The sequence below is a fragment of the Variovorax sp. DAIF25 genome (assembly GCF_050711835.1).
Lineage (GTDB): Bacteria > Pseudomonadota > Gammaproteobacteria > Burkholderiales > Burkholderiaceae_C > Variovorax.
On record NZ_CP136636.1, the window covers coordinates 4,803,992 to 4,828,997 of the forward strand.

Genomic DNA, 25,006 nt, shown 5'->3' on the forward strand with positions numbered 1-25,006 from the left:
TCCCTGGGGCTGTCTGCTTACTTCTTGCCCCAGCACAGCTCGGCGCCGGTCCTGGTGTCCTTGCTCTCGACGCCGGCCACGCTCTTGCCCGCGATCAGGGTCACGCCGGTGTCGACGTAGCCCGAGGCCTTCTTGCCGGTCTTGGCGAATTCGACGCCCGCCGCCACGCCCATCGCGGCCATCTTCAGCGGGTACTGCTGCGAGGTCGCGGCGATGATGCCGGCGTTGGTGTCCTTGATGCCCTGGCAGCCGCCGTCGACCGAGACGATCAGCACGCCCTTCTCCTTGCCCGCGCGCTTGAGCGCGTTGTAGGCACCGGCCGCGGCGGGCTCGTTGATGGTGTAGACCAGGTTCACGTCGGGCGCCTTCTGCAGGCAGTTCTCCATCACGGTCTGGGCCTTGGCCTGGTCGCCGAAGCTGTCGGCCATGCAGACGATCTCGGGCGCCTTCGAGAGCTCGTTCGACTTGGCGTCGTTCGCGGCCAGCCCGAAGCCCTTCATGAAGCCGTTGTGGCGCTGCGCGCCCACCGGGTGGCCCGGCAGCAGGTCGAGCGCGACGATCTTCGGCGTCTTGCCGGCCATCGCGGCCTTGGCGTATTCGCCGATCAGCACGCCGGCCGTGTAGTTGTTGGTGGCGAACAGCGCGTCGGTGGCCTCGGGCGGATCGGCCGGGCTGTCGAGCGCGATCACCATGATCCCCTTGTCGCGCGCCTTCTTGATCGCCGGCACGATGGCCTTGGCATCGCTCGGCGTGATCAGGATGGTCTTGGCGCCGGCCGCGATCATGTTCTCCATCGCCGTGATCTGGCCCGCGTTGTCGCCGTCGGCCTTGCCCGCGCCCGACAGCAGCTTGGCGCCGAGCTTCTTGGCCTCTTCCTGCGCGCCCTCCTTCATCTTCACGAAGAAGGGGTTGGTCTCGGTCTTGGTGACGAGGCCGATCACGGGTTCGCCGGCGGCGAAGGCGGTGGATGCGGCGACGGACGCGGCCGCCAGGGCCAGGATGCAGCGGATGCGGGGCATGGGTTGTCTCTCCTTGGGCGGGCGGCTGGATCGGACCGCCCTGTTGGTTCTCGGAATCCGGCCGGGTCGCCATGCGGAGGGCGTCGCCGGGCCGGGCGCCAGCGGACTATCGGCGAAGGAAACGACTAAATCAAGATGATTTAGTTATCGAAAACCCGCACAGGAAGCGGCAAGGATTCGGCTCGCAGCCCGGGATTTGGACGCCTGTCAAACGAAACAGTTACTTGCATTTACTCGCATTACCGACAGAATGACTCAGCATCTGGAGGTCAAGCACGCGTGAGTGGCGAGGTCGTCGAACTGCTGAGAACCCAGCCCGAAATCGCGCTGTTCCTCGTGCTCGCCATCGGCCATGCCGTCGGCGCCATCCGCTTCGGACCGATCCAGCTCGGCGGCATCTGCGGCACCCTGATCGCCGCGCTGGTGGTCGGCCAGCTCGGCATCCGGGTCGACGACAGCGTGAAGAACGTGTTCTTCATGCTGTTCATCTTCGCGCTCGGCTATGCGGGCGGCCCGCAATTCTTCGCCAACCTCGACGCCAAGGGCCTGCGCCTGGGCCTGTTGTGCCTGGTCGAGGTGGTGGCGGTGCTCGCGCTGGTGCTGGGCGCCACCGTGCTGCTGTCGCTCGACCAGGGCACGGCCGCCGGGCTGATGGCCGGCGCGGCCACCGAATCGGCGGTGGTGGGCACGGCCACCGACGCGATCTCCAAGCTCGGCCTGCCCGCGGCGGACATGCAGCAGCTGCAGGCCAACGTGGTCACGGCCTACTCCATCACCTACGTGTTCGGGCTGATCGCGATCGTGGTCTTCACGAGCCAGATATTCCCGCTGCTGCTGCGCGTGGACCTGCGTGCCGAGGCCGATCGCCTCTGGAAGACCATGGGCGGCGGCGGCGACGATCCCGGCACCGCGAGCGCCGTGCCCGAGATGGTCGGCCGCGTGTTCGAGGTGACGACGGGACGCGGCCGCTCGATCGGCGAGCTGGCCACGATCCTCGGCGGCCAGGCCCACATCGAGCGCGTGCTGCGCGCCGGCCAGAGCCTGGCGGTGGAACCCGCGCTGCGGCTGCGCGCCCACGACCGGGTGCTGGCCATCGGCCGCCGCGCGGCGCTGGTCAACGTGGCCGAGCTGCTGGGCCGCGAGTTCGCCGACACCACGGCCTTCGACGCGGTGGTCGAGACCACCGAGGCGGTGCTGAACCGGCGCGAGTGGTTCGGCCGCGAGCTGCGCGAGCTGGCCGCGGCGCTGCCGCCCTCGGTGCAGGTCACGGGCCTGGCGCGCGACCGCCATGCGATGCCGCTGCTGGGCGACCTGCGGCTCGCGCGCGGCGACGTGCTCCAGCTCTACGGTCCGGTCGACGAGGTGGCGCGCGCGCTGCCGCTGGCCGGCGACCGGGTGATGGCCTCGACGCGCAGCAACATCAGCTTCGCGGCCGCGGGCATCCTGCTCGGCGTCTTCATCGGCGGCTTCAGCGTCAAGCTCGGCGGCATCCCGTTCTCGCTCGGCACCGGCGGCGGCGCGCTGCTCACCGGCCTGGCCTTCGGCTGGTACCAGGCGAAGAACCCGCACCGGCTCAGCGTGCCGCCCGATGCGCTGGCGCTGATGAAGGACCTGGGCCTGGCCACCTTCATCGCCTGCGTCGGCCTGGCCTCGGGGCCGCAGGCGCTGGCATTGATCAAGAAGTTCGGCGTGGCGCTGCCGCTGGTCGGCGTGGCCGTGGCGGTGGTGCCGGCGAGCCTGTCGCTGTTCATCGGCCACCGGCTGCTCAAGCTCGAGGCACCGGTGCTGCTGGGCGCGATCGCGGGCCAGCAGTGCAGCACGCCGGCCCTCAGCGCGGTGCAGAACGCGGCCGGCAATGCCACGCCGCTGCTGGGCTACACCATCACCTATGCGATCTCGAACGTGGTGCTGCCGCTGATGGGACCGCTGATCGTCGCGCTGGCCGGCCTGGTGCACCACGCGGCGAAATGAATCTGAAACCTGGAAGGAGCTGATCCATGGAATGGCTGCACGAAACATTCAAGAAGTCGCCCGAGATGGCGCTCTTCCTCTCGCTGGCGGTCGGCTACTGGATCGGCAAGATCAAGTTCGGCAAGTTCCAGCTCGGCGGCGTGGCCGGCTCGCTGCTGGTGGCGGTGATCGTGAGCCAGGTCGGCGTGCAGGTCGACGCCGGCGTGAAGGCCGTGCTGTTCGCGCTCTTCATCTACGCGGTGGGCTTCGAGAGCGGGCCGCAGTTCTTCAGCTCGCTGGGGCGGCAATCGATCAAGGAGATCATCCTGGCCGCGGTGATGGCGGCCACCGGCCTGGCCACGGTGGTGGTCATGGCCAAGTGGTTCGGGCTCGACAAGGGCCTGGCGGCCGGCGTGGCGGCCGGCGGCCTCACGCAGTCGGCCATCATCGGCACGGCCGGCGACGCGATCGCCAAGCTCGGCCTCGACGCGGCCGAGACCGCGCGGCTGCAGGCCAACGTGGCGATCGGCTATGCCGTGACCTACGTCTTCGGTTCCTTCGGCGCGATCATCGTCTGCGTCAACCTGCTGCCCAAGTTCATGGGCCGCACCATCCGCGACGACGCGATCGCGGCCGAGACCGCGATGCAGGCCGGCGTGAAGGTGCTGGGCGCCGACCAGGAGGAAGCCGCGCCCTCGCTGGTGGGCCGCATCTACGAGCTCACGGCCGACCCGCAGCGCACCGTGGCCGACATCGAGAACGCCGACCCGGCCACCACCATCACCATCGAGCGCGTGAAGCGCGACGGCCGCTTCGTCGAGGTCAGCCCCACGCTCGCGCTGCGCCGCGGCGACATCGTGCTGGCCGTGGGCCGGCGCGACGCGGTGGTGGCGAGCGCGCCGCTGCTGGGCAAGGAGGTCTACGCGGTCGAGGGCATGGAACTCACCATGCACAAGCGCGACATCGTGCTGACCAACAAGGACTTCGAGCGCAAGACCGTGGCGCAGATCCGCGAGGCCACCGCGGGCGGCGTGCGCCACGGCATCTTCGTGGTGCAGCTGAGCCGCATGGGCCAGGTGCTGCCGATGCAGCCCGACACCGTGGTGCAGGCCGGCGACGTTGTCACGATCTTCGGCGCCGAGCAGGACGTCAAGCGCGTGGCCGCGATCGTCGGCGACGTGATCGTGCCGAGCGCCAAGACCGACTTCGTCTACCTCGGCGCGGGCCTGGTGGTCGGCCTGCTGGTGGGCCTGCTGAGCGCGAAGATCGGCAGCATTCCGCTCACGCTCGGTGCCGGCGGCGGCGCCCTGCTCTCCGGCCTGCTGTTCGGCTGGTACCGCGCGCGGCGCCAGACCTTCGGCGCGCTGCCGCCCAGCGCGGTGCAGCTGCTCAAGGACCTGGGCCTGGCCGGCTTCGTGGTGGTGGTGGGGCTGTCGTCGGGCTTGCAGGCGGTGCAGACCGTCAAGCAGCACGGGCTCACGATCTTCGGCGTGGGCGTGGTCGTGACCATCGTGCCGATGATCCTCACGATGCTGTTCGGCCGCTACGTGCTGCGCTATGCCAACACCGCGATCTTCGCGGGCGCGCTCAGCGGCTCGCGCAGCGCCAACCCGGCCTTCGGCGAGGTGCTCGACAAGGCCGAGAACTCGATCCCCACCGTGCCCTTCGCGATCACCTACGCGCTGGCCAACGTGTTCCTCACGCTGCTCGGGCCGCTGATCGTCGCGCTGGTCTGAGCACGCCCTCCCTCTTCTTCCTTTCCTGCCTTACTCACAACCAAGGAGCCTTTCCATGGATTTCGGCGACGTGAAAAAACTCAGCGGCCTGAGCCCCTTCGAACTCAAGGACGCGCTGATCCAGGTGGCCAGCCAGGGCGACCGCCTGATGCTCAACGCGGGGCGCGGCAATCCGAACTTCCTCGCGACCACGCCGCGCCACGGCTTCTTCGCGTTCGGCGAATTCGCCATGACCGAGAGCGAGCGCTCCTTCGTCTACATGGAGGGCGTGGGCGGCTTCCCGCAGCGCGAGGGCATCGAGGCGCGCTTCGAGATCTTCACCAAGGCCAACGCGGGCCGGCCCGGCGTGCGCTTCATCGAGGCCGCCGTCTCGTACGTGCGCGACCAGCTCGGCCTGTCGGCCGGCGACTTCATCTACGAGATGTGCGAGGCCATCCTGGGCTGCAACTACCCGGTGCCCGACCGCATGCTGCGGCTGAGCGAGATCATCGTGGGCCAGTACATCCACAAGGAGATGATCGGCACCCATCCCTTCGTCGGCAGGTTCGACATGTACGCGGTGGAAGGCGGCACCGCCGCCATGACCTACCTGTTCAACAGCCTGCGCGAGAACAACCTGCTCAAGCCCGGCGACACCATCGCGCTGGGCATGCCGATCTTCACGCCCTACATCGAGATCCCGCACCTCAACGACTACCAGCTGATCGAGGCGCTGATCGACGCGCCGTCCGAGAACGGCTGGCAGTACACGAAGAAGGAGCTGCAGAAGCTGCTCGACCCGAAGGTCAAGGCCTTCTTCCTGTGCAACCCGAGCAACCCGCCCTCGGTGAAGATCAGCGACGAGGTGCTGGGCTACATCGCCGACATCGTCAAGCAGCGGCCCGACCTGATCATCCTCACCGACGACGTCTACGGCACCTTCGCCGACGACTTCCGCTCGCTGTTCGCGATCTGCCCGCGCAACACCATCCTCGTGTATTCGTTCTCGAAGTACTTCGGTGCCACCGGCTGGCGCATGGGCGTGGTGGCCACGCACGAGGACAACGTGCTCGATCACCAGATCGCGGCCCTGCCCGAGGCGGCGCTGAAGGAACTCGACGCGCGCTACAGCTCGATCACCACCGAGCCGCGCCGGCTCAAGTTCATCGACCGGCTGGTGGCCGACAGCCGCACCGTGGCGCTCAACCACACGGCCGGCCTGTCGACGCCGGTGCAGGCGCAGATGGTGATGTTCTCGCTGTTCTGCCTGATGGACGAACCCGAGGCCTACAAGCACGCGATGAAGCGCATCGTGAAGCGTCGCAAGGAGGCGCTCTACCGCGAGCTCGGGCTGCCGCTGTCGGCCGACCCGAACTCGGTGAGCTACTACCACCTGCTCGACCTGCAGGAGATCGCCACCCAGATGCACGGCGAGCGCTTCGGCGACTGGATCGTGACCCAGCTGCAGCCCAACGAGGCGCTGTTCCGCATCGCCGAGGAGACCGGCATCGTGCTGCTGCCGGGCCGCGGCTTCGGCGGCAAGCACGCCTCGGGCCGGGTCTCGCTGGCCAACCTCAACGAGTACGACTACGCCAACATCGGGCGCTCGCTGCGCAAGCTGGCCTCGGAGTACTTCGCGCGCTTCGAGAAGCAGTCGGGCAAGGCCAGGCGCAGCAGCGACCCGGCGGTGTCGGCGGTGGTGGTCAAGCCGCAGAAGGCGGCGAAACGGAGCAAGAAGAAGTAAGTAGCGACAAATAGCGGATCGAGGCAGCCACCGGATTTCATTTGCATTTCCTTCGGATTCCAAGGGTTTTCCCTTCCTCCCTTTTTTCTTACATCTTGATTTATCCGCTTACGATTTGACGGTCGACGGCCGTCAGGTCGATGGCCGCGATAACTCCAAGAAACACTGAGGGAAAACAGGAATGAAATGGTTTGCGCATGCGGCGACGACAGCCGCACTGGTCGGGGTATTGGCGGGATGCGGAGGAGGTGGTGGAGGGGGCGGTGGAGGCCTGCCCTTCCCGATCGTGCCCTCGACCCCCATGACCCTCGCCGTCGAGGTGAACGGAAAAACCGTCACCGCGGATGCCGGTGGCAAGTATTCGATCAAGCCCGGCGACATGGTCACGCTGACACCCAATCAAGGCACCGGCTGGAACAACAGCTCGACGCCCGAAGGCGCCGTCACCGTGCGCAAGGCTGCGATCTCGAGCAGCCAGTGGTCGGCACAGATCGTCAACAACACCACCGCGGCGGCCGTCTTCACCGTGAGCGCCAAGGCGAGCGCCGACGCGGCCCAGGTCAAGGATGCCGTCTTCAACGTTTCCGCCGGCAACGCGAGCAACGGGACCTACAGCGTCTTCGCGACCAACGGCACCCGGCAGAAGCTGGCGCTCAACTTCGACGCGCAGTTCTACGTCATGACCGACAACGCAGGCGTGGCCGTCGAGGACAGCTTCAGCGCCGACCTTACGGAAGCCGGCAGCTACCTGTTCAAGTCGTCGCGCAGCACCGCCAAGGCGGTCAACACGCGCTTCCGCATGGTCACCGACACGGTGGTCGGCAGCTTCCCCTTCGAAGCCGCGGGCGTTCCGAACACGTATGCGGTCCAGCCCTTCGTGGCGTCGCGCGCGCTCGTGACCAAGCAGAGCGACCTGGACGGTGACTACAACCGCCTCGGTATCGGCGTGCTGCCCAGCGTGCGCGACTCGAACATCCGCCAGGCCCGCGTGACGGGCGGCGGTACGGTGTTCCTGCTGTGCAACGAGGTGGCGATCACCGCGCCCGCCAGCTGCTCGCCGGCTTCCGTGTTGACCTACAACGTGACGCCCGGCGCAACGCCCGACGCATGGAACATCACCAGGGTGACCGACCCCACGGACACGGGCACGTTCTCGATCGCGCGCGTCGCGGGCAAGAACGTGTACCTGTCCGCCGGCACCAACCCCAGGGCGCCGAACGACGCGCTGTTCCGTATCGGCCTGGTCGAATCCTCGACCTGGGGCGCCACGACCGCCAGCGGTGGCGACACCGCCGGCCGCTGGGGCACGCTGAAGTTCACGGCCACCACCTACGAGACCGTCCTGGCGCAGCCCGATGCCACCGTCTACGCGGTGGGCTATCCGCTCAACATCACCAGCGCCTCCATCGCCGGCATCAAGGGCATCAACCAATCGGGCACGGACCGCTACTTCGGCGTCCAGGACGGCATCATTTCGGCCGTCGTCGGCGCTCGAGGCGGCCCCGTGGCCGGCTACATCCAGATCGGTCTGGTGAACTGACGATCCGACAGGGCTCCCGGTGATCCGGGAGCGAAGCCATCGCGCCGCGCGCCTGAAAAGGTTCGCGGCGTTTTTGCTTTTCGAGGCCGTCTTTCGCCCGGCGCCGCGACGCCCTGGCATACGATGGAGGGCAACAGAAGAGGGACCCGCGAAGGGGCGAGAAGAATGATCGTTGGAATTGACCTGGGCACCACCAACAGCCTGGCGGCGGTGTGGCGGGATGGCGCTTCCGTGCTGGTGCCCAATGGGCTCGGCGAGTACCTGACGCCCTCGTGCGTCAGCATCGACGAGGACGATTCGGTGCTGGTCGGCAAGGCGGCGCGCGAGCGGCTGCAGACGCATCCCGAGCGCACGGCCGCGGTGTTCAAGCGCTACATGGGCAGCAACAAGACGATGCGGCTGGGCAAGCGCGAGTTCCGGCCCGAGGAACTGTCGGCGCTGGTGCTGCGCTCGCTCAAGGCCGATGCCGAGGCGATGCTCGGCGAGCCGGTCACCGAGGCGGTGATCACCGTGCCGGCCTACTTCTCCGATGCCCAGCGCAAGGCCACGCGCGCCGCGGGCGAGCTCGCGGGCCTGAAGGTCGAGCGGCTGCTCAACGAGCCGACCGCCGCCGCGCTGGCCTACGGCATGCACGACATGAGCGCGGAAACCCGCTTCCTGGTGTTCGACCTCGGCGGCGGCACCTTCGACGTGTCGATCCTCGAGATGTTCGAGGGCGTGATGGAGGTGCGCGCCTCGGCGGGCGACAACTTCCTGGGCGGCGAGGACTTCGTCGAGGCGCTGATCGCGCTCTTCTTCGAGCGCAACAAGCTGCCAGCCAGCCTGCGCACCGATGCCCACTTCATGCAGCGCCTGGCCGCGCAGACCGAGGCCGCCAAGCGCGCGCTGAGCACGCAGCCGACGGCCGAGATCGTGGTCGCGCACGAGGCGGCGCAACACCGGCTGGCGCTCGACGAAGGCACGCTCGAGCAGGCCTGCGCCGCGCTGCTCAAGCGGCTGCGCGCGCCCGTCGAGCGCGCGCTGCGCGACGCCAACCTGCGCGCCGGCGAGCTCGACGCGGTGGTGCTGGCCGGCGGCGCCACCCGCATGCCGGTGGTGCGGCGCCTGGCCACCACCATGTTCGGCCGCTTCCCCTCGATCGACTTCAACCCCGACGAGGTGGTGGCACGCGGCGCGGCGGTACAGGCCGGCCTGAAGGCGCGCGACGCGGCGCTCAAGGAAGTGGTGATGACCGACGTGGCGCCCTACTCGCTGGGCGTGGCGGTCAGCCGCTGGCTCAGCGACACCACGGTGACGCACGGCCACTTCGACCCGATCATCGAGCGCAACAGCACGGTGCCCGTGAGCCGCTCGAAGAGCTACGTGCCGAACTCCGGCAGCCAGACCTCGGTCGACCTGCACGTGTTCCAGGGCGAGTCGCGCATGGTGCGCGACAACGTGCACCTGGGCACCCTGCACGTGCCGCTGCCGAGCCTGGGCGCGGGAGCGTCCCCGGGCGATGCCGCGGTCGAGGTGCGCTTCACCTACGACGTCAACGGCCTGCTGCAGGTCGAGGCCACGGTGCAGAAGACGCAGGAGACCTTCAGCCTGCTGATCGAGGGCAATCCGGGCCTGCTGAGCGAGGCCGAGATCAAGGAACGGCTGGCGGCGCTGAGCGCGCTCAAGATCCATCCGCGCGACCGCATCGAGAACCGCACCCTGCTGGCGCGCGCCGAGCGCATCTACCAGCAGCTGCGCGGCGACGTGCGCGAGTGGCTGGGCATCCGCATCGCCGAATTCGAACGCGTGCTGGCGCTGCAGGACAAGCGGCAGATCGCGGCGATGCAGCGCCAGTTCCAGGAGCAGTTGGAGCAGATCGAGCGCGACGGCCCGCTGGCCGATTGAGACGGGGGCGACGACCATGACCGAGGTCCCCGGCTTCCTGCTCGAGCTCGGCCTGCGCGCCGATGCCGACGAGCGCGCCGTGCGGCGCGCCTATGCGGTGCAGCTCAAGCAGATCGACCAGGCGGCGCAGCCGCTGCAGTTCCAGCAGTTGCGCGAGGCCTACGAGGCCGCGTTGCACTGGGCACGGCAGGCGCGGGACGTGCAGGGGGCCGAGGCGGCGCAAGCGCCGCCCTCCCCGTCCTCACCGCCCGAAGCCGTGGTCGAGGCCGCCCCCGAACCGGCACCGCCCCCGACCCCCGCCGAACCGCGCGCCGACCCCGTGCGCGACATCCTCGTCGCGCTCGACACCCAGCTGCAGCAGGAGCCGCTGCGCAGCGCCCCCGAAGCCACCGCGCTGCTCGAACACACGCTCGAGGACCCGCGCCTGCTCGACATGGACGCGCGCTTCCTGTTCGAGGCCAACATCGCCCACCTGCTGGCCTGCGGCTGGCGGCCCGGCCACGAACACCTGTTCGAGGCCGCGCTCGTTTTCTTCGATTGGCGCACCGACTCGGCGCGGCTGCTGCGGCTGGGACAGGCCGGGCAGGTGGTGGACCGCGCGATCGTCGAGCAGGATGCGCAGGGGCAGCAGGCGCCGCTCGCACGCGATAGCCAGCTGGAGTACCTGGAACTGCTGCGGCGCACGGCACGGCCCGAGCCTCGGATGCTGGCGCTGGGGCTCAGACCGGTCATGCATGCGGCAGCCCACTACCCGACCTGGCTGCGCCTGACCTCGAACACCGCGAACATCGAGGCCTGGAACGAACGCAACGCGGACCTGACGTGCACCAACCCGAAGGCGCCCGTCTACGACGACTCGGTCAGCACCTCGCAGATGGTGACCTGGTTCGTTGCTTTCTGCGGCGTGGTGCTGCTGATCGTGCTGCTGAAGGCCGCACCCTCGGGGCAGCCTGCGTCGCCGACCGAGCAGGCCGCGCAGCGTGCAGGAGCAGCCGCCGTCCAGGATCTCTTGCGCAATGCACGCGCCCGGCAGTCCTCGCAACCGTTGCCCGCTGCACAGGCAGAGGCTTCCGACACCCCCGCCATCCCGGCACCCCAGCGCCCGTCGATCGAACCCGATCCGCCGGCCGCCAGGTACACGAGCGCCCCACGCCCGATCTACCCCGCCATGTCGAAGCGGCTCGGCGAACAAGGGACCGTCACGCTCAAGGTCCGGGCCGATGCCCAAGGCGCGGTGAGCGATGCCGTGGTGCTGCAGGGCTCGGGTTACGCGCGCCTGGACAACGCCGCCATCGATGCGGTGCGCGAGGCCCGGGTCGTTCCGAGGAAGGGCACGGACGGCCGCAGCGTGGGCGCCTGGTACAAGGCTTCGATCCAGTTCACGCTGAACGATACCGACCGGCCGCCGGGCACGGCAACGCCGCCCGCGCCGCGCCGCAGCTACGGCGACAGGGTCACGGCGGCGGTCCGCCCGAACATCGCGTTCTCCAATGACGTGCCTGGCAATCCGGCAGTCGAATACACGCTGGCGCTGCGACCGGACGGGCGAATCATGGACACCAGGCTGTCGAAGGCCAGCGGCGTTCCCGAATGGGATGCCGCCGCGCTGCGCGCGATCCTCAGGACCGACCGCATGCCGCTGACCGACGACGGCACCGTGCCGTCGTCGATGGTGCTGGTGCTGCGGCCGAAGCTGCAATGAAGCGCCGCACCGCCGGGCACGCGCGCCCTCTATAGACCGCATGGCCTGGATCCCTCTCGCCGCCGCACTCTGCACCGCCCTCCACCTGGGCGCCATCGCGCTGGCGGCGATGCGCTTCGGCATCCCGATCCGGGAGATCCATTACGGCTGGGGTCCGACGCTGCTGCGCATCGGTCCACTGCGGATCAAGCCGCTGGTGTTCGCCGGCTCGGTCGTGCTCAAGGACGGCGGGGCCGAAGGGCTCGAAGGCGATGCCAAGCGCGATGCCTTCGACAGCCAGCCGCGCATGACGCGGCTGCTGATCGGCTGCGCCGGACCGTTCGCGCTGCTGACGCTCTCACTGCTGGTGTCGCCCTTCGACGGCCTCGGGCAGATCGGCAGCGGCTTCGTTCAGTACGTCGAGGGCGCGCTGTCGCCATTCGGGCAGGCGCAGCGGCTGCTGCGGCTCGCGGCCGAGGCGGCCGGCGGCCTGGACTTCATGCCGCTGCTCGGCCTGGTCGCGGCGAAGGCCGCCGCGTTCAACCTGCTGCCGCTGCCCGGCAGCAACGGCGGCTTCCTGCTGCAGGCCCTGTTCGAGCGCACGGAGCTGGCGCGGCGCTGGCCGCCGCAGGCCACGCGGGCGGCGCTGCTGGTGTTCCTGGGCTCGATGCTGTCGTGGCTGCTGGCCCTGGCGATCTACCTCGGGCCCTTGCTGGTTTGACCGCGCATCACGCCGGGCTGGCAGCCCGCCGCGCCGCGGCCTCCAGCCGCATCACCTTCCACGCACACAGGGTCCCCGCCACCGCGAGCAGCGCCGCCAGCGCGAACATCGTGCGGTAGCCGAAGGCCTGCGCCACCGCGCCGCCCAGCAGCACGCCGAGCACGCCGCCGAAGCCGTAGCCGATGACGGTGAACAGCGCCTGGCCGCGGCCGCGCAGCCGGCCCGGGAAACGGCGCGACACCACGGCGATGCAGGTGGTGTGGTGGGCCGCGAAGCTCAGCGCGTGCAGCCACTGGGCCACGACCAGCGCGGCGATCCAGCCGCCGAGGCCGGCGGTCAGGCCCAGCCGCGCGACGGCCGCGATGCCGCACACCAGCATCCAGCGCGGCATCGGCAGCAGGCCGATCAGCCGGCCCTGCAGGAAGAACCAGACGATCTCGGCCACCACCGACAGCGCCCACAGCAGGCCGATGGTGCTCTTGCCGTACCCGAGCGAATCGAGGTAGAGCGAGAAGAAGGCATACACCGAGAAGTGCGACATTACCTGGAAGAACAGCGCGGCGAAGAACCACTGCACGACGCGGTTGCGCAGCACCGGGCCGATGGGTTCGCCGGGCGCGTCGTGCGCGGCCACGGGCTCGCGGCTGTCGGGCAGGCGCAGGGTGGCGAGCAGCACCACGGCCAGGGTGCCGGCGGCCCAGGCCGGGAAGTGCTTCATGCCGAAGCGGTCGAACCACTCGCCCGCGACGAACACCGTGACCAGGAAGCCGGCCGAGCCGCACAGCCGGATGCGCCCGTAGCGGCCCCAGTCGCCGGCCACGAGGTGCGCCATGGCGGCCTCGGTCAGCGACATCATCGAGCTGGTGTGGGTGAACATCAGCAGCAGCACCAGCGCGAGCCACCACGCGCCGCCGTTCCACCACAGGCCGAAGGAACTGAGCAGCGCGATCGCCGCGCTGATGCGCAGCAGCAGCACGCGCTGGCCCGTGTGGTCGCTGAGGGCGCCCCAGGCATAGGGCGCGAACACGCGCGTGACCGATTGCACCGAGGCCAGCAGGCTGATGGTGAAGATCGGCAGCCCCAGGTCCTTGAGCCACAGCGGCAGGTAGGGATTGAAGAAGCCGATGTGCGCGAAATAGCTGGCCGACAGGCCAGCGAACGCCAACAGGTGGCCGCGCCCGGCCACGGGTGGCGGCGCGGACACTAGAGGAAGGACGCCTGCGGCGACGTGGCCTGGGTCTTCTCGTTGTCGCCCTGCACGTCACCGCATTGGGCGCGGTGGCGCAGCGCATGGTCCATCACGACCAGCGCGAGCAGCGCCTCGGCGATCGGCGTCGCGCGGATGCCCACGCAGGGGTCGTGGCGGCCCTTGGTGACCACCTCGACTGGGTTGTTGTTCACATCGATCGACTGGCGCGGGCTGATGATCGAACTCGTGGGCTTGATCGCGATGCTGACCTCGAGGTCCTGCCCCGAGCTGATGCCACCGAGGATGCCGCCCGCGTTGTTGCTCAGGAAGCCGGTCGGCGTGATCGAGTCGCCATGGGTGGTGCCGCGCTGCGTCACGCTGTCCCAGCCGGCGCCGATCTCGACCGCCTTCACGGCATTGAGGCCCATCATCGCGTAGGCGATGTCGGCATCGAGCTTGTCGTAGAGCGGCTCGCCGAGGCCGACGGGCACGCGGGTGGCGGTCACGCGCACGCGCGCGCCGCAGGAGTCGCCGGCCTTGCGCAGCCGGTCCATGTAGTCCTCGAGCGCGCTCACGTCGGCGATCGGCGCGAAGAAGGGATTGTTCGGCACGTGGTCCCAGCTCTCGAAGGGGATCGCGATCTCGCCGATCTGCGTCATGCAGCCGCGGAACACCATGCCGTACTTCTCGGCCAGCCACTTCTTGGCGACCGCGCCGGCCGCGACCGTGGGCGCGGTGAGCCGGGCCGAGGAGCGTCCGCCGCCGCGCGGGTCGCGGATGCCGTATTTCTTGTGGTACGTGAAGTCGGCGTGGCCCGGGCGGAACTGCTGGGCGATCTGGCCGTAGTCCTTGCTGCGCTGGTCGGTGTTCTGGATCAGCAGCGCGATCGGGGTGCCGGTGGTCTTGCCCTCGTACACGCCCGAGAGGATCTGCACCGCGTCGGGCTCGTTGCGCTGCGTGACGTGGCGGCTGGTGCCGGGACGGCGGCGGTCGAGGTCGGCCTGGATGTCGGCTTCGCTCAGTGCCATGCCCGGGGGGCAGCCGTCGATCACGCAACCGATGGCCGGGCCGTGGGATTCCCCGAAATTGGTGACCGCGAAGAGATGTCCGAAGGTGTTGCCGCTCATGGGCGGGGATTATCCCCCGCAATGCGGGGCCGGGCGGCGCGGCGCCCGAATGCCCGAGGGCAATGCCCGCGCGGCCTACTCGGTGGCGCCTTCGAGCCGCCGCGCCAGCGTGCCGAGCTGCAGTTCGATCGCGAACAGCCGCTCGTTGAGCACCGCGGTCTGCAGCCGGATCGCCTCGACGATCGCGCGGGCCTGCGGATCGGGCGTGTTGTCGACCAGCTCCGCGAGGTCGTGCAGCTTCTTGCGCAGTTCGTTGCTCATGGACTCTCCGTGGGGTTCGTTCGGTGACGCGGCCAGTATGGGCCCGGCCCGGCCTCAGGGCAACGCATCGGCCGCGGCGGGCCGGGTTTGTCCCGAGCGGCGCATGACCACGGCCAGCAGCGCCGCGATGGCCAGCAGCACCACCACGCCGATGCCGGCCATCAGGTGCAAGCCGCGCAGCAGCGCCGTGCGCGCATCGGCCAGCAGCTCGGCACCGGCCGCACCGCCGAGCTGCCCGGCCAGCGCCACGGCACCGCCGAGCGTGCTGCGCGCGGCCTCGACCGCGGCGGCATCGCCGAGCGAGGCGGGCACGGCGTCGGCCATCATGGCGCGGTAGACCGCCGCGCCCACGCTGCCGAGGATGGCGATGCCCAGCGCGCCGCCGAATTCGGAACTGGTTTCCGAAATCGCCGAGGCCACGCCCGCGCGCTCGGGCGGCGCGCTGCCCACCACCAGGTCGGTCGACAGCGTGAACACCACCGCCAGCCCGAGCGAGGACACGACCATGCTGCCCACCAGCAACGCCAGGCCACCCTGCACCGGCAGCGCGACCAGCAGCGCGAAGCCCAGTGCCGCGACCACGAGTCCGCCGGTCATCGCATGCGCCGGCCGCACGCGCCGCGTGAGCGCGGGCGCCGCCATCGAGCCGACGATGAAGGCGCCCGCGCTGGGCACGCTCCACAGGCCGGCCTGCAGCGGCGACAGCCCGAGCACCATCTGCAGGTACTGGGCTTCGTAGAGGAACAGCCCGAACATCACGAAGCACGACAGCATGTAGGCGCCCAGCGCCACGCTGAAGGCCGGCGCGCGGAACAGCCGCAGGTCGATCATCGGATCGGCCAGCCGCCGCTGGCGCCGCACGAACAGCCAGCCGATGGCCAGCCCCACCGCGATGGCGGCGAGCGACAGCGCGCTCGCACCGTGCTCGGCCGTCTGCTTCACGCCGTAGATGGCCGGCAGCACCGCGCCCAGCGACAGCGCCACGCTCGCGAGGTCGAGCCGCGCGGCCTCGGGGTCGCGGTACTCGGGCAGCAGCACGGGGCCGAGTACCAGCAGCAGCACCATCACGGGCACGCCGACCAGGAACACCGAGCCCCACCAGAAGTATTCGAGCAGCACGCCGCCGACCACCGGGCCGATGACCGCGCCCGCCGAGAAACTCGAGATCCAGACGCCGATGGCCAGCGTGCGCTGACCCGGATCGAGGAACATGTTGCGGATCAGCGAGAGCGTGGACGGTGCCAGCGTCGCGCCGGCCACGCCGAGCAGCGCGCGGGTGGCGATCAGCATGTTGGCGCTGTTCGAGAAGGCCGCCAGCACCGAGGCCAGGCCGAAGGCCACGGCACCGATCAGCAGCAGCCGGCGCCGCCCGATGCGGTCGCCCAGCGTGCCCATGGTGACCAGCAGGCCCGCGACCAGGAAGCCGTAGATGTCGACGATCCACAGCAGCTGCGCCGCCGTGGGCTTGAGCGCCTCGCTGATCGCGGGGATCGCGAGGTTCAGCACCGTGAGGTCCATCGAATAGAGCATGCACGGCAGCGCGATGACGGCCAGGCCGGTCCATTCGCGCACCGTGGCGCGCGGCGGCGCGGCGCCGCTCATCGAGGGCCCTCGGGGCCGGGGCCGAACGAGAGGATCGGCCGCAGCTCGATGCTGCCGTTGCGCGCGGACGGGATGCCGGCCGCGATCCGCAGCGCTTCTTCCTCGCTGCCGGCCTCGACCAGATAGAAGCCGCCGAGCTGCTCGCTGGTTTCGGCGAAGGGACCGTCGGTCACGGACAGCCGGCCGCGGCGCATGCGCACGGTGGTGGCGGTCTCGGCCGGCTGCAGGGCCTCGGCCTCGACCAGCTGGCCGCGCGCGCGCAGTTGCGCGTCGTAGTCGATGTGTTCCTGGATGTAGTGCGCCATGTCGAGCGGCGGAGCCTCGGTTTCGTAGATCAGGCAAAGGTACTTCATGCGGCATTCCCCTCAGCGGCGTCCATGCTCTGGATCGGACGGACTTCGATGCTGCCGTGGCGCGCCATCGGGATGTGGCCCGCGAGCTGGATCGCGACGTTGAGGTCGCGCGCCTCGATCAGGATGAAGCCGCAGAGCTGCTCGCGCACCTCCGCGAACGGCCCGTCGACATGTGAGGCCTTGCCGTCGCGCACGCGCACGACCTTGGCGGACCTGGCGTTCGCCAGCACGTCGGCGGCGATGAAGTGGCCGTTCTTCTCGAGCTCGCGGTCGTAGGCCATCGAGTCTTCGTCGAGCGCACGCCGCTCGTCGGGCGACAGGGTGGCGAACAGGGCCGGGTCGCAGTGGACGAGGCAGAGGTATTTCATGCGGAATCTCCTTTCGGATGGAATGAGGACACCACTGGTCGATCGGCGAGGCGCCGGATCGACATGCGGGCGCGACGAACTGCAACTATTTTTCTAGCCGGGCAAGGACGCCAGTTGCCGCGCGAGGAACTGGCGCTCGGGCTGCTGCCGGGCCAGCGCGAGCGCGCGCTCGTAGGCGCCGCGCGCCTCGCCGAGCCGGCCGAGGCGGCGGCACAGCTCGGCCCGCGCGCCATGCGCGAGGTGATAGTCGGTCAGCTCGCCGCGCGCGAACAGCGCGTCGACCAGCGCCAGGCCCGCGGCCGGACCGTCGCGCATCGCGATCGCGGCCGCGCGGTTGAGTTCGGCCACGGGCGAGGGATCGAGCCGCAGCAGCACGTCGTAGAGACCGACGATCTGCGGCCAGTCGGTGGCCTCGGCACGCTCGGCCTCGGCATGGACCGCGGCGATCGCGGCCTGCAGCGCATAGGGGCCGAAGCGGCGCGAGCGCAGCGCGCGCTCCACCAGCGCGGCGCCCTCCTCGATCTGCGCGCGGTGCCAGAGGCCGCGGTCCTGCTGGTCGAGCAGCACGATCTCGCCCTGCGCCGAGGTGCGCGCGGCACGGCGCGCATCGTGCAGCAGCATCAGCGCCAGCAGGCCCAGCGCCTCGGGCGCGGCCTCGGCGCCGGGCAGCAGCTCGACCAGCAGCCGGCCGAGCCGGATCGCCTCGGCCGAGAGATCGGCGCGCGTCAGGCTCTCGCCCGAGGAAGCCGCATAGCCCTCGTTGAAGACCAGGTAGACCACGCGCAGCACCGCGTCGAGCCGTTCGGGCAGCTCGGTGCGCGTGGGCACCTGGTAGGGAATGCGCGCGTCGCGGATGCGGGCCTTGGCGCGCACGATGCGCTGCGCGATGGTCGGTGCGGGCACCATGAAGGCGCGCGCGATCTCCTCGGTCGCGAGTCCGCAGACCTCGCGCAGCGTGAGCGCCACCTGGGCATCGGGCGAAAGGGCCGGATGGCAGCAGGTGAAGACCAGGCGCAGGCGGTCGTCCTCGAGTTCGTCGGTGTCGGCGTCCCAGCCCGGCGCGGGGTCGGCCAGCGCCTCGGCGCGCTCGGCCGACTCGTCCCAGGGCGAGAAGCGCGCCTGGCGCCGGATGGCGTCGATCGCCTTGAAGCGCCCCGCCGACACCAGCCACGCGCGCGGGTTCGCGGGCACGCCCTGCGCCGGCCACTGCTCGAGCGCGGCGCGGAAGGCCTCGTGCAGCGCCTCCTCGGCGCGGTCGAAATCGCCGAGCAGGCGCACCAGCGTGGCGAAGATGCGGCGCGATTCGCCGCGGTAGACCGCCTCGAGCGTGGCGCGCACCGGGTCCGTCATGCGGCGGGTTCCGGCCTGCCCAGCCAACGCTCGAGCCGCAGCATCGAACCGGTCCAGCCGTGTTCGTGGCCCTCGCGCGCGGCCTGGTCGAAGAACTGCTCGTGCAGCAATTCGAGCTCGCAGCCGGTGCCGGCCGCATCGGGCTCGATGCGCACCGTGACGCGCGATTCGCGCTCGGGCGTGCTGCGCCAGGCCCAGCTGAAGACCAGCCGGCGCTGCGGCACGATCTCGAGGTAGGTGCCGCTGACGTCGTGCGTCTCGCCGTCGGCCGCCAGCATCGCCACGCGGAAGCGTCCGCCCACGCGCAGGTCGACCTCGGCATGCGGCACCGCGACGATCTCCTCGGGGCCGAACCAGTGCCTCAGCGCTTGCGGGTCGGTCCACGCGCGCCAGACCTTGTCGGGCGCGACGGCGTAGTGGCGGCGGAGGGTGAGGGAGGGACGCCCGGTGTCTGGGCTGGCAGGTTCCGCCATTCGGTTTGCTCCTGGTGGTAGAGAAAGCGCGCCAAGGCATCGAGGCGCCCGGTCCAGAACTTCTCGTAGCGCGACAGCCACACGGCGGCCTCCTGCATCGGCCGCGGCGAGAGCTCGCAGCGCACGACACGGCCTTCCTTCGTGCGCGAGATCAGCCCCGCGTCCTCGAGCACGCGCAGGTGCTTCATGAAGCCCGTGAGCGACATCGCATGCGGCGCGGCCAGCTCGGTCACGCTGAGGCTGCGCTCGCCCAGGGTCTCGAGCACCGCGCGGCGCGTCGAGTCGGCGAGCGCGGCGAACACGGCATCGAGGGCAACGGGCGCGGGCGGCGCGGCGGCATCTGAGTGAACCATGCGGTTGAGTATCTGGAGCCGGTGCGCCAGCGTCAAGGCTTGGGGATATCGCAGTCGGCCGCGGGAACGCTTTATGCGTGCTGCGGCGCAGCATCCCCACTCGCCGCAAAGGAGCTTCCATGCTGGACCGTACCGCCACCCAGTTCTCCCACGTCAAACCGGGCGACACCGAATTCGTCTCGGGCGGACTGCGCGACTTCTTCCTCTACCGCGACCTCGGCGTGGCCGCCGCCACCAACGGCAAGGTGATCGCGCACCTCGTCAAGGCCAACATGGCACCGGAAGCGGGCACCGGCTGGCATCGCCACGAGGCCGACTTCCAGATCGTGATCATGGTCAAGGGCTGGGCCCGCTTCATGTACGAGGACAAGGAAACCCTGGTCGAGGCCGGCGACGTGGTGCACCAGCGCCCCGGCATCCGGCACTACCTGTTCGACTACTCGCCCGACATGGAGTACCTGGAGATCGTCTCGCCGGCCGATTTCAAGAGCGTGGATGTGGAGCCGGTGTGCGAGATTCCGGCGCCTACGCCCTGGAAGTAGGAATCGCGGGCACTCAGCGCAGGCCGAAACCCACGCTCGTGCTGCACTCGGTGTCGAGGTGCAGCACGCGGCCCTCGCCGTCGAACAGCAGCCAGCCATCGGCGACCGGCCGCATGCGCGGCCCGAACTCGCCGGGCCAGTGCAGCGTGGCGGCGAGCCCGCCGTCGTGCACCCGCAGCCACTGCACCCGGCACGCCGACCCGGACGCCTGCACCGCCGTCACCAGCCACGCCATGTCGACCTGCGCGCGCAGCGTGCGTGCCTCCCGGCCCGAGACCCGCAGCTCGCCCGCGTGGTTCGCCGTGATGTGCCAGTGCAGGCGCAGCTTCGCCTCGCCATCGACGTCATCCTCGGCGTCGTCCTCGGCAATGAGATGGAAGGCACCGAAATCCGGATGCAGCAGGCGCATCGACGTCACGCCCTCGGGCTTCGCGATCGCCTCGCGGCCCTGCAGGCGCCGCTGCCCCGCGCCATAGCGCCAGAGCGTCGGCGTGCCCGACGGATCGGCGACCACGAACTGCTCGCGCTCATTCGACACGCGCAGGTCGAGCACCGGCCCCGGCAGGTCGACGACCTGCCACAGCACCTCCTGCAGCGAATGCGCGGTATCGAGCACCTGGATGCGGTTGGCCCGGGTCACGGTCCAGCCGATGCCGTCGAACTCCGTGCCGAAGCCGTCGACGGCGACCATCCCGAGATCGACGACCCGGCGCTGCACGAGGTCGATACGGCTCACGCGCCACAGCCCGTCGCGCCGGGCCAGCGCCAGTGCGACCTGCCCGCTGTACGCGGCGACGAGCCGGTCGGCCGGCACCGGAAAGCGCGCCAGGGTCCGTCCCGCGCCATCGCAGACCAGCACGCCCGCCTCGCCGAGCGCGAGCAGGTAGCGGCCCGGCTCGGGCAGCGTCGCGTCGTGCACCGGATGCGCGCCGGCCGCGGGCGCCTCGAGCGCCAGCACCGAGGGCCGACTCAGCAGCGGCACGACCCGCAACCCCGGCATCTCCCCGCCGGGCATATCCGCCTGCAGCAGCGGGTCGGCATGCAGCCGCAGCAAGCCCTGCATCTCCTTGGCCCCGAGGCGCCCCTCGCCATGCGCGTGGTCGGCCACCAGCGCGGGAATCACCGCGGCCGCGAGGCCACGCGAGCCGTCGTTGTGATGCGTGACCGCGAGCAGTTCGGTCGCCAGCGCGGCGCGCTCGCGGTGCAGCCTCGGGTCGTCGCGCAGCGCCCGCAGCCGCGGCGCGCAGGCCGCGAGCGTGTCGGGCAGCAGCACGGCGCGCTGCACCAGCGCGCGTGCCGCCAGCTGCCCTTCGGCCGCTTCCGCGGCGAGCAGCCAGGCGATGGCCTGCTCGCGCGCCGCCGGCAGCGGCCAGACCGCGTCGACCGCGCGCAGCCATTCGCCGCGCTGCGCCAGCGCCTCGCCCCACTCCTGGCGCAGCCGGTTCGCGGCATCGGGCCACTTGTCCTGCAGCTGCAGCACGGCCTGCGCGAAGGCGTTGTCGCGCCGCGCCACCGCGACCGCGCGGCGCCAGTCGCCGGCCAGGCACAGCAGCCGCACGATCACCACGGACGGGCGGTCCCAGGTCAGCGCGAGTTCGGCCGCCTGCAGCGCGCGACCGTGCTTCTCGAGGTAGTCGAGCGCCTCCTGGCGCGACTGCAGCAGTTCGGCCAGCACGAACACGGCCTCGTCGATGCGGCCCTCGCGATCGAGCTTCTCGAAGCTGCGGCGGTAGAGCTGGCGCAGGTGCGTCTCGAAGTCGTGGCCCAGGTAGATGCTCGAGCGCGGCCCGAGCGCGCCGCTGAGCGACAGGCTGTCGCGCCGGCCCGGCGTGCCGAAGGCCTGGCCGCCGTCGAAGGCATCGTTGCCTTCGCCGCCCAGCGGAATGGCATGGCGCAGCGCCTCCATCAGGTCGCCGTCGTCGAACATCTTGAGCATGCGCTGCATGTAGGCCGCCTGCTGGCGGCCGATCAGCTTCGACAGCCGCGACGCGACCGCCATGCGCGCCAGCCAGTCGCGCCAGCGCGAGCGCTGCGGCTGCCCCTCGCCGCGCGGCGGCAGCGTGGCGGGCGCCGGCACCGGCGCGCCCGCGCGGGTGGCGACGTCGATCTCCCGGCGCGCGCGGGCCCGCTCCTGCCTGCGCCAGAGGGCCCAGGACGCGAGCACGATCAGGACCAGCGAGGCCAGCAGCACCAGGGCCAGCGTGCCGTCGGGCGCCACCACGCCCTGCGACGCAGCAGAAGCCGGCGGTGTGGTGGCGCGCGTGGGCGAACGGCTGTCCTCGCCCGCGAGGTAGAGCCCCAGCAGCGCGAACGCCACCAGCACCCACACCCAGCCCTGGCGCGAGGGCCGACCGGCCGGCCCCGCCATCGGCACCGTGCGTTCGGCGCGTTGCACGGGCGGTGGCGGCGTGGGCACCAGCGGCACCCGCGGGCGCGGCTGCCTCGATGCGCGGCGATGGAAGGCGCGCAGTCCCCACACCGCGAGTGCCACGAGCAGCATCACGCCGAGGAAAGCCCCGGCCGAGCCATCGGCGAACGGCGAGGTGCTCGCGGTCGCGGACGAGGAACCGCCGGGCTGCTGCGCGTTGAACATGAGAAAGCCCAGCAGCACCAGCGCGAAGGCGATCCAGGCAAGCCAGTACCGTGGCGGCTTGCCCTCTGCGCCCCCCTCCGTCGCGGATGGCGTGCGCCGTGCCTTGGCGTCCTGCGCCAGCTTCTGCAGGAACTCCACCTGCGCCTGGCTCGCGGGCGGGATCGCATCGCCGAGCAGTTCGCGCACCGTACGGCCCTCGGTGTCGAGCACCACGGGCTCGGGCAGGAGTTCGCGGCAGTCGAAGGTGTCGAGCAGCGCCGGGCCGCCCGCCAGCCACTCGGAGGGATCCACCGCCACGGCCTGCGCGAACTGCAGTGATCGCACCTCGCCGCCCTGCACCAGCCAGACGTCGGCCGCCGGCAGCAGGGCCCGCTCTTCCTTCGCGAGTTCCGCGGAGCACAGCGTCGCGCCCTCGCGCCGCAGCGGCCAGCCGGCCGCCGCATCGCCATCGAGCAGCACCGGCTGCGCGAAGCGCAGCAGGTCGCCGGCCTCGAAGCGGCTCAGTTGCGCGCCGGGCCGCCAGGCATCGAGGATGCGTTGCGCGCGCGCGGCCTCGTGCAGCCAGTCGGCGGGAAACCACAGCCCCGCGACCGGCTGCCGCCCCTTGAGCAGCGGGCGATGCACCTGCGCCGCGGGCATGCGCGGCGACGATCCGGCGTCAGCCATTCGCGCCTCCCCCGGCATGGAAGAAGCCCAGCAGCACGCGCAGCGACAGGTCGAACAGGATCAGCTTGCGGTGCAAGGTCAGCATGGCGGCCAGGCCGGTGTTGGGGCAGACGGCGATCTTCTCGATGCGCTCGGGTGCGTGGTAGACGGTTTCGGCGCCGGCGCTCGAATGCAGCACCAGCGCGCTGCGGTCGGGCGAGAGGCCCAGCATCGCGAAGCGGCTGTTCTGCGCATCGAAGACCAGCGCCATGCCCTTGTGCGCGCCGACCTCGAACGACTGCCAGGCATGCGGGTGCTCGCGGTACGGTCCCCGGTAGTCGGGATTGGGCGCATGGATGCGCCAGCGCTCCCGGCCCTCGCCACCGTCGTCGGCCGAAAGCCGCACCGCGCAGGCGCCCAGGCCGAGCCGCCAGCGCGTGCCACCGGCCAGGAAGACGCGCGTGTCCTCGGGCGCGGTGCCGATCGGCAGCACGGTCGCCGGGCCGGTATCGACGCTGAGGCGGCACAGCATCAGCTGGCCCGAGCGGCGCGCCACGTAGACCAGCGCATCGTCGGCCCACTGGCTGATGCACAGCACGCTGCGCTCCACCAACGCGGGACTGGCTTCCTCGGGCTTCGGCCGGCTCGCTGCACGCGCCGTCCAGCTCACCAGCCGGCCGGCGCGGTCGAGCAGGCAGACCTTCTGCACGCCACGGTGGCGCAGCCAGGCCATCGGCAGCCACACGCCGAGGCCGGGCGGTGCCGAGAGCCGGTCTTCCTCCTGCGCCTCGACGATCGCGGCGAGGCCTGGCACCTGCCAGAAGTACATCGCCGCCTCGGTGTCGAGCACCCCGCCCAGCCGCTTGCCGCCGAAGGCCAGCGCCAGCGGCGCGGCCTGGTCGCGCCACTGCTGATGGCCGATCTTGCCGGCCTTCTTCTGGCCCTGCTGCGGCACGAAGTACACGGCGGCGCCGGGCTGGTCGAGCAGCGGCACCGCCACGTGCCGGCCCTGCCAGCCGATCACCGGCGGCCGCTGCAGCGACACGCGGGCGCGGTGGCGCTGGTGCAGGTCCTTCGGCGGGGACGGCGCGAACTCGCCCTTCAGCAGCCGCACCGCGGCCTTGGTCGCGGGCAGCGGCAGCTGTGCATGCCGCACGCCCGCCACGTCGGACAGCGAGACCTCGAGCACGTCGCCCTGCACCGCGCGGCGCAGCCGCACGCGGTGGCTGGTCCAGCGTTCGGCGGCGGGCGGATCGACCGCGGCCTCGCCGATCAGCCAGCACTCGCCGGGCGCCCGCTCGAGCTTGTCGAGCGCGAGCCGCCAGGTCGCCGCCTGCGCCGCATCGGCGGGCACGAAGCTGCGGCCCAGTAGCAATGCCCGCAGCTGCTTCGCGTCCTGGGCGTCGCGCAGCACGCCGGGCTGCTGCAGCGTGCCCCACTGCAGCAGGCTGCCGGTCTGCGCCGCGCGCCGCGCCAGCAGGATCCAGAGCGCGAGCTGGCCCAGCCGCGGCGCGCCCCACTGCAACGGCCCGGCGTCGAAGAGCGCGACGATGCCCTTCTCGGCCTCGCGCGCACGCGGGCGCGGGGCCAGGAACAGGTGCTCGCTCGAGGCGGCGCGGCGCAGGAACTCGTCGGGCAGCTCGTCCGCCAGCAGCCATTCGGTCGCCAGCAGGCGCTCGTAGCGGCCGCGCCGGCGCAGGTCGTCGAGGCCGTCGAACTCGGGCGCCGTGGCCTTCACCTGGCCGCGGAAACGGCCGAGCAGCGGCTGCATGCGCTGCAGCAGCGCACCGAGCTCGCCCGTCAACTCGGGCGCGAACCAGGCCAGCCATGGATGCCATGGCCGCAGCGTCTCGGGCAGTTCGGTGGCGGCCGGCGCGGCGCTCATAGAAGTACCTT

Annotated in this window: 20 protein-coding genes; 8 read left to right on the forward strand and 12 right to left on the reverse strand. The window is 70.8% G+C overall.

Features of this window, described 5'->3' with window-relative positions; translation table 11 throughout:
* Positions 1 to 17: 17 nt before the first annotated feature.
* Complete coding sequence (locus R0232_RS22120) at positions 18 to 1,019, reverse strand: sugar ABC transporter substrate-binding protein (RefSeq protein WP_431509429.1); 1,002 nt, start codon at positions 1,017 to 1,019, stop codon at positions 18 to 20.
* 279 nt (positions 1,020 to 1,298) lie between these two features.
* Here R0232_RS22120 and aspT (R0232_RS22125) point away from each other — a divergent pair, with 279 nt between their 5' ends.
* From aspT (R0232_RS22125) to R0232_RS22155, 7 genes are all read left to right on the forward strand, one after another.
* Complete coding sequence (aspT, locus tag R0232_RS22125; RefSeq protein WP_431509430.1) at positions 1,299 to 2,990, forward strand: aspartate-alanine antiporter; 1,692 nt, start codon at positions 1,299 to 1,301, stop codon at positions 2,988 to 2,990.
* 26 nt (positions 2,991 to 3,016) lie between these two features.
* A complete protein-coding gene (aspT, locus tag R0232_RS22130; protein ID WP_093355865.1) occupies positions 3,017 to 4,705 on the forward strand; it encodes an aspartate-alanine antiporter in 1,689 nt (562 codons plus the stop codon).
* A gap of 55 nt (positions 4,706 to 4,760) precedes the next feature.
* Positions 4,761 to 6,428: a bifunctional aspartate transaminase/aspartate 4-decarboxylase gene (locus R0232_RS22135; RefSeq protein ID WP_208508563.1), complete on the forward strand. Its 1,668-nt coding sequence runs from the start codon at positions 4,761 to 4,763 to the stop codon at positions 6,426 to 6,428.
* Positions 6,429 to 6,729: 301 nt separating this feature from the next.
* On the forward strand, positions 6,730 to 7,968 hold the full coding sequence (locus R0232_RS22140) for a hypothetical protein (RefSeq protein WP_431509431.1): 1,239 nt from the start codon (positions 6,730 to 6,732) through the stop codon (positions 7,966 to 7,968).
* Between the two features lie 165 nt (positions 7,969 to 8,133).
* Positions 8,134 to 9,852, forward strand: coding sequence for an Hsp70 family protein (locus R0232_RS22145; protein ID WP_431509432.1), 1,719 nt, complete (start codon positions 8,134 to 8,136; stop codon positions 9,850 to 9,852).
* 16 nt (positions 9,853 to 9,868) lie between these two features.
* Complete coding sequence (locus R0232_RS22150; protein ID WP_431509433.1) at positions 9,869 to 11,554, forward strand: TonB family protein; 1,686 nt, start codon at positions 9,869 to 9,871, stop codon at positions 11,552 to 11,554.
* A gap of 40 nt (positions 11,555 to 11,594) precedes the next feature.
* Positions 11,595 to 12,254, forward strand: coding sequence for a site-2 protease family protein (locus R0232_RS22155; RefSeq protein ID WP_431509434.1), 660 nt, complete (start codon positions 11,595 to 11,597; stop codon positions 12,252 to 12,254).
* Between the two features lie 7 nt (positions 12,255 to 12,261).
* On the opposite strand, the gene R0232_RS22160 is transcribed toward R0232_RS22155, so the two are convergent.
* The 9 genes from R0232_RS22160 to R0232_RS22200 form a co-directional block, all read right to left on the reverse strand.
* On the reverse strand, positions 12,262 to 13,458 hold the full coding sequence (locus R0232_RS22160; protein WP_208508568.1) for an MFS transporter: 1,197 nt from the start codon (positions 13,456 to 13,458) through the stop codon (positions 12,262 to 12,264).
* Entirely contained in the window at positions 13,458 to 14,570 is a 1,113-nt protein-coding gene (gene aroC / locus R0232_RS22165; RefSeq protein ID WP_093355845.1) for a chorismate synthase, read from the reverse strand. The genes R0232_RS22160 and aroC overlap by 1 nt, the downstream gene beginning before the upstream one ends.
* Before the next feature lie 75 nt (positions 14,571 to 14,645).
* Positions 14,646 to 14,831, reverse strand: coding sequence for a hypothetical protein (locus tag R0232_RS22170; protein WP_208508569.1), 186 nt, complete (start codon positions 14,829 to 14,831; stop codon positions 14,646 to 14,648).
* A gap of 54 nt (positions 14,832 to 14,885) precedes the next feature.
* Complete coding sequence (locus R0232_RS22175) at positions 14,886 to 16,433, reverse strand: MFS transporter (protein ID WP_431509435.1); 1,548 nt, start codon at positions 16,431 to 16,433, stop codon at positions 14,886 to 14,888.
* Positions 16,430 to 16,786, reverse strand: a complete 357-nt coding sequence (locus R0232_RS22180; protein WP_261216487.1) for a YciI family protein — start codon at positions 16,784 to 16,786, stop codon at positions 16,430 to 16,432. Before R0232_RS22180 ends, R0232_RS22175 begins: the two co-directional genes overlap by 4 nt.
* Positions 16,783 to 17,154 (reverse strand): YciI family protein, encoded by a 372-nt coding sequence (locus tag R0232_RS22185; RefSeq protein WP_431509436.1) that lies wholly within the window; start codon positions 17,152 to 17,154, stop codon positions 16,783 to 16,785. The genes R0232_RS22180 and R0232_RS22185 overlap by 4 nt, the downstream gene beginning before the upstream one ends.
* A 93-nt stretch (positions 17,155 to 17,247) precedes the next feature.
* On the reverse strand, positions 17,248 to 18,504 hold the full coding sequence (locus tag R0232_RS22190) for an RNA polymerase sigma factor (protein WP_431509437.1): 1,257 nt from the start codon (positions 18,502 to 18,504) through the stop codon (positions 17,248 to 17,250).
* Entirely contained in the window at positions 18,501 to 18,977 is a 477-nt protein-coding gene (locus R0232_RS22195; protein ID WP_431509438.1) for an SRPBCC family protein, read from the reverse strand. The genes R0232_RS22190 and R0232_RS22195 overlap by 4 nt, the downstream gene beginning before the upstream one ends.
* Complete coding sequence (locus tag R0232_RS22200) at positions 18,866 to 19,330, reverse strand: ArsR/SmtB family transcription factor (protein WP_208511283.1); 465 nt, start codon at positions 19,328 to 19,330, stop codon at positions 18,866 to 18,868. The genes R0232_RS22195 and R0232_RS22200 overlap by 112 nt, the downstream gene beginning before the upstream one ends.
* A 119-nt stretch (positions 19,331 to 19,449) precedes the next feature.
* Here R0232_RS22200 and R0232_RS22205 point away from each other — a divergent pair, with 119 nt between their 5' ends.
* The gene (locus tag R0232_RS22205) at positions 19,450 to 19,872 is read left to right on the forward strand and encodes a cupin domain-containing protein (RefSeq protein WP_208511284.1); all 423 of its coding nucleotides are present in this window, start codon (positions 19,450 to 19,452) and stop codon (positions 19,870 to 19,872) included.
* A 13-nt stretch (positions 19,873 to 19,885) separates the two neighbouring features.
* Here R0232_RS22205 and R0232_RS22210 read toward each other — a convergent pair whose 3' ends face one another.
* Positions 19,886 to 23,131: a bpX6 domain-containing protein gene (locus R0232_RS22210; protein WP_431509439.1), complete on the reverse strand. Its 3,246-nt coding sequence runs from the start codon at positions 23,129 to 23,131 to the stop codon at positions 19,886 to 19,888.
* Positions 23,124 to 24,995, reverse strand: a complete 1,872-nt coding sequence (locus tag R0232_RS22215) for a hypothetical protein (protein WP_431509440.1) — start codon at positions 24,993 to 24,995, stop codon at positions 23,124 to 23,126. Before R0232_RS22215 ends, R0232_RS22210 begins: the two co-directional genes overlap by 8 nt.
* Between the last annotated feature and the right edge of the window lie 11 nt (positions 24,996 to 25,006).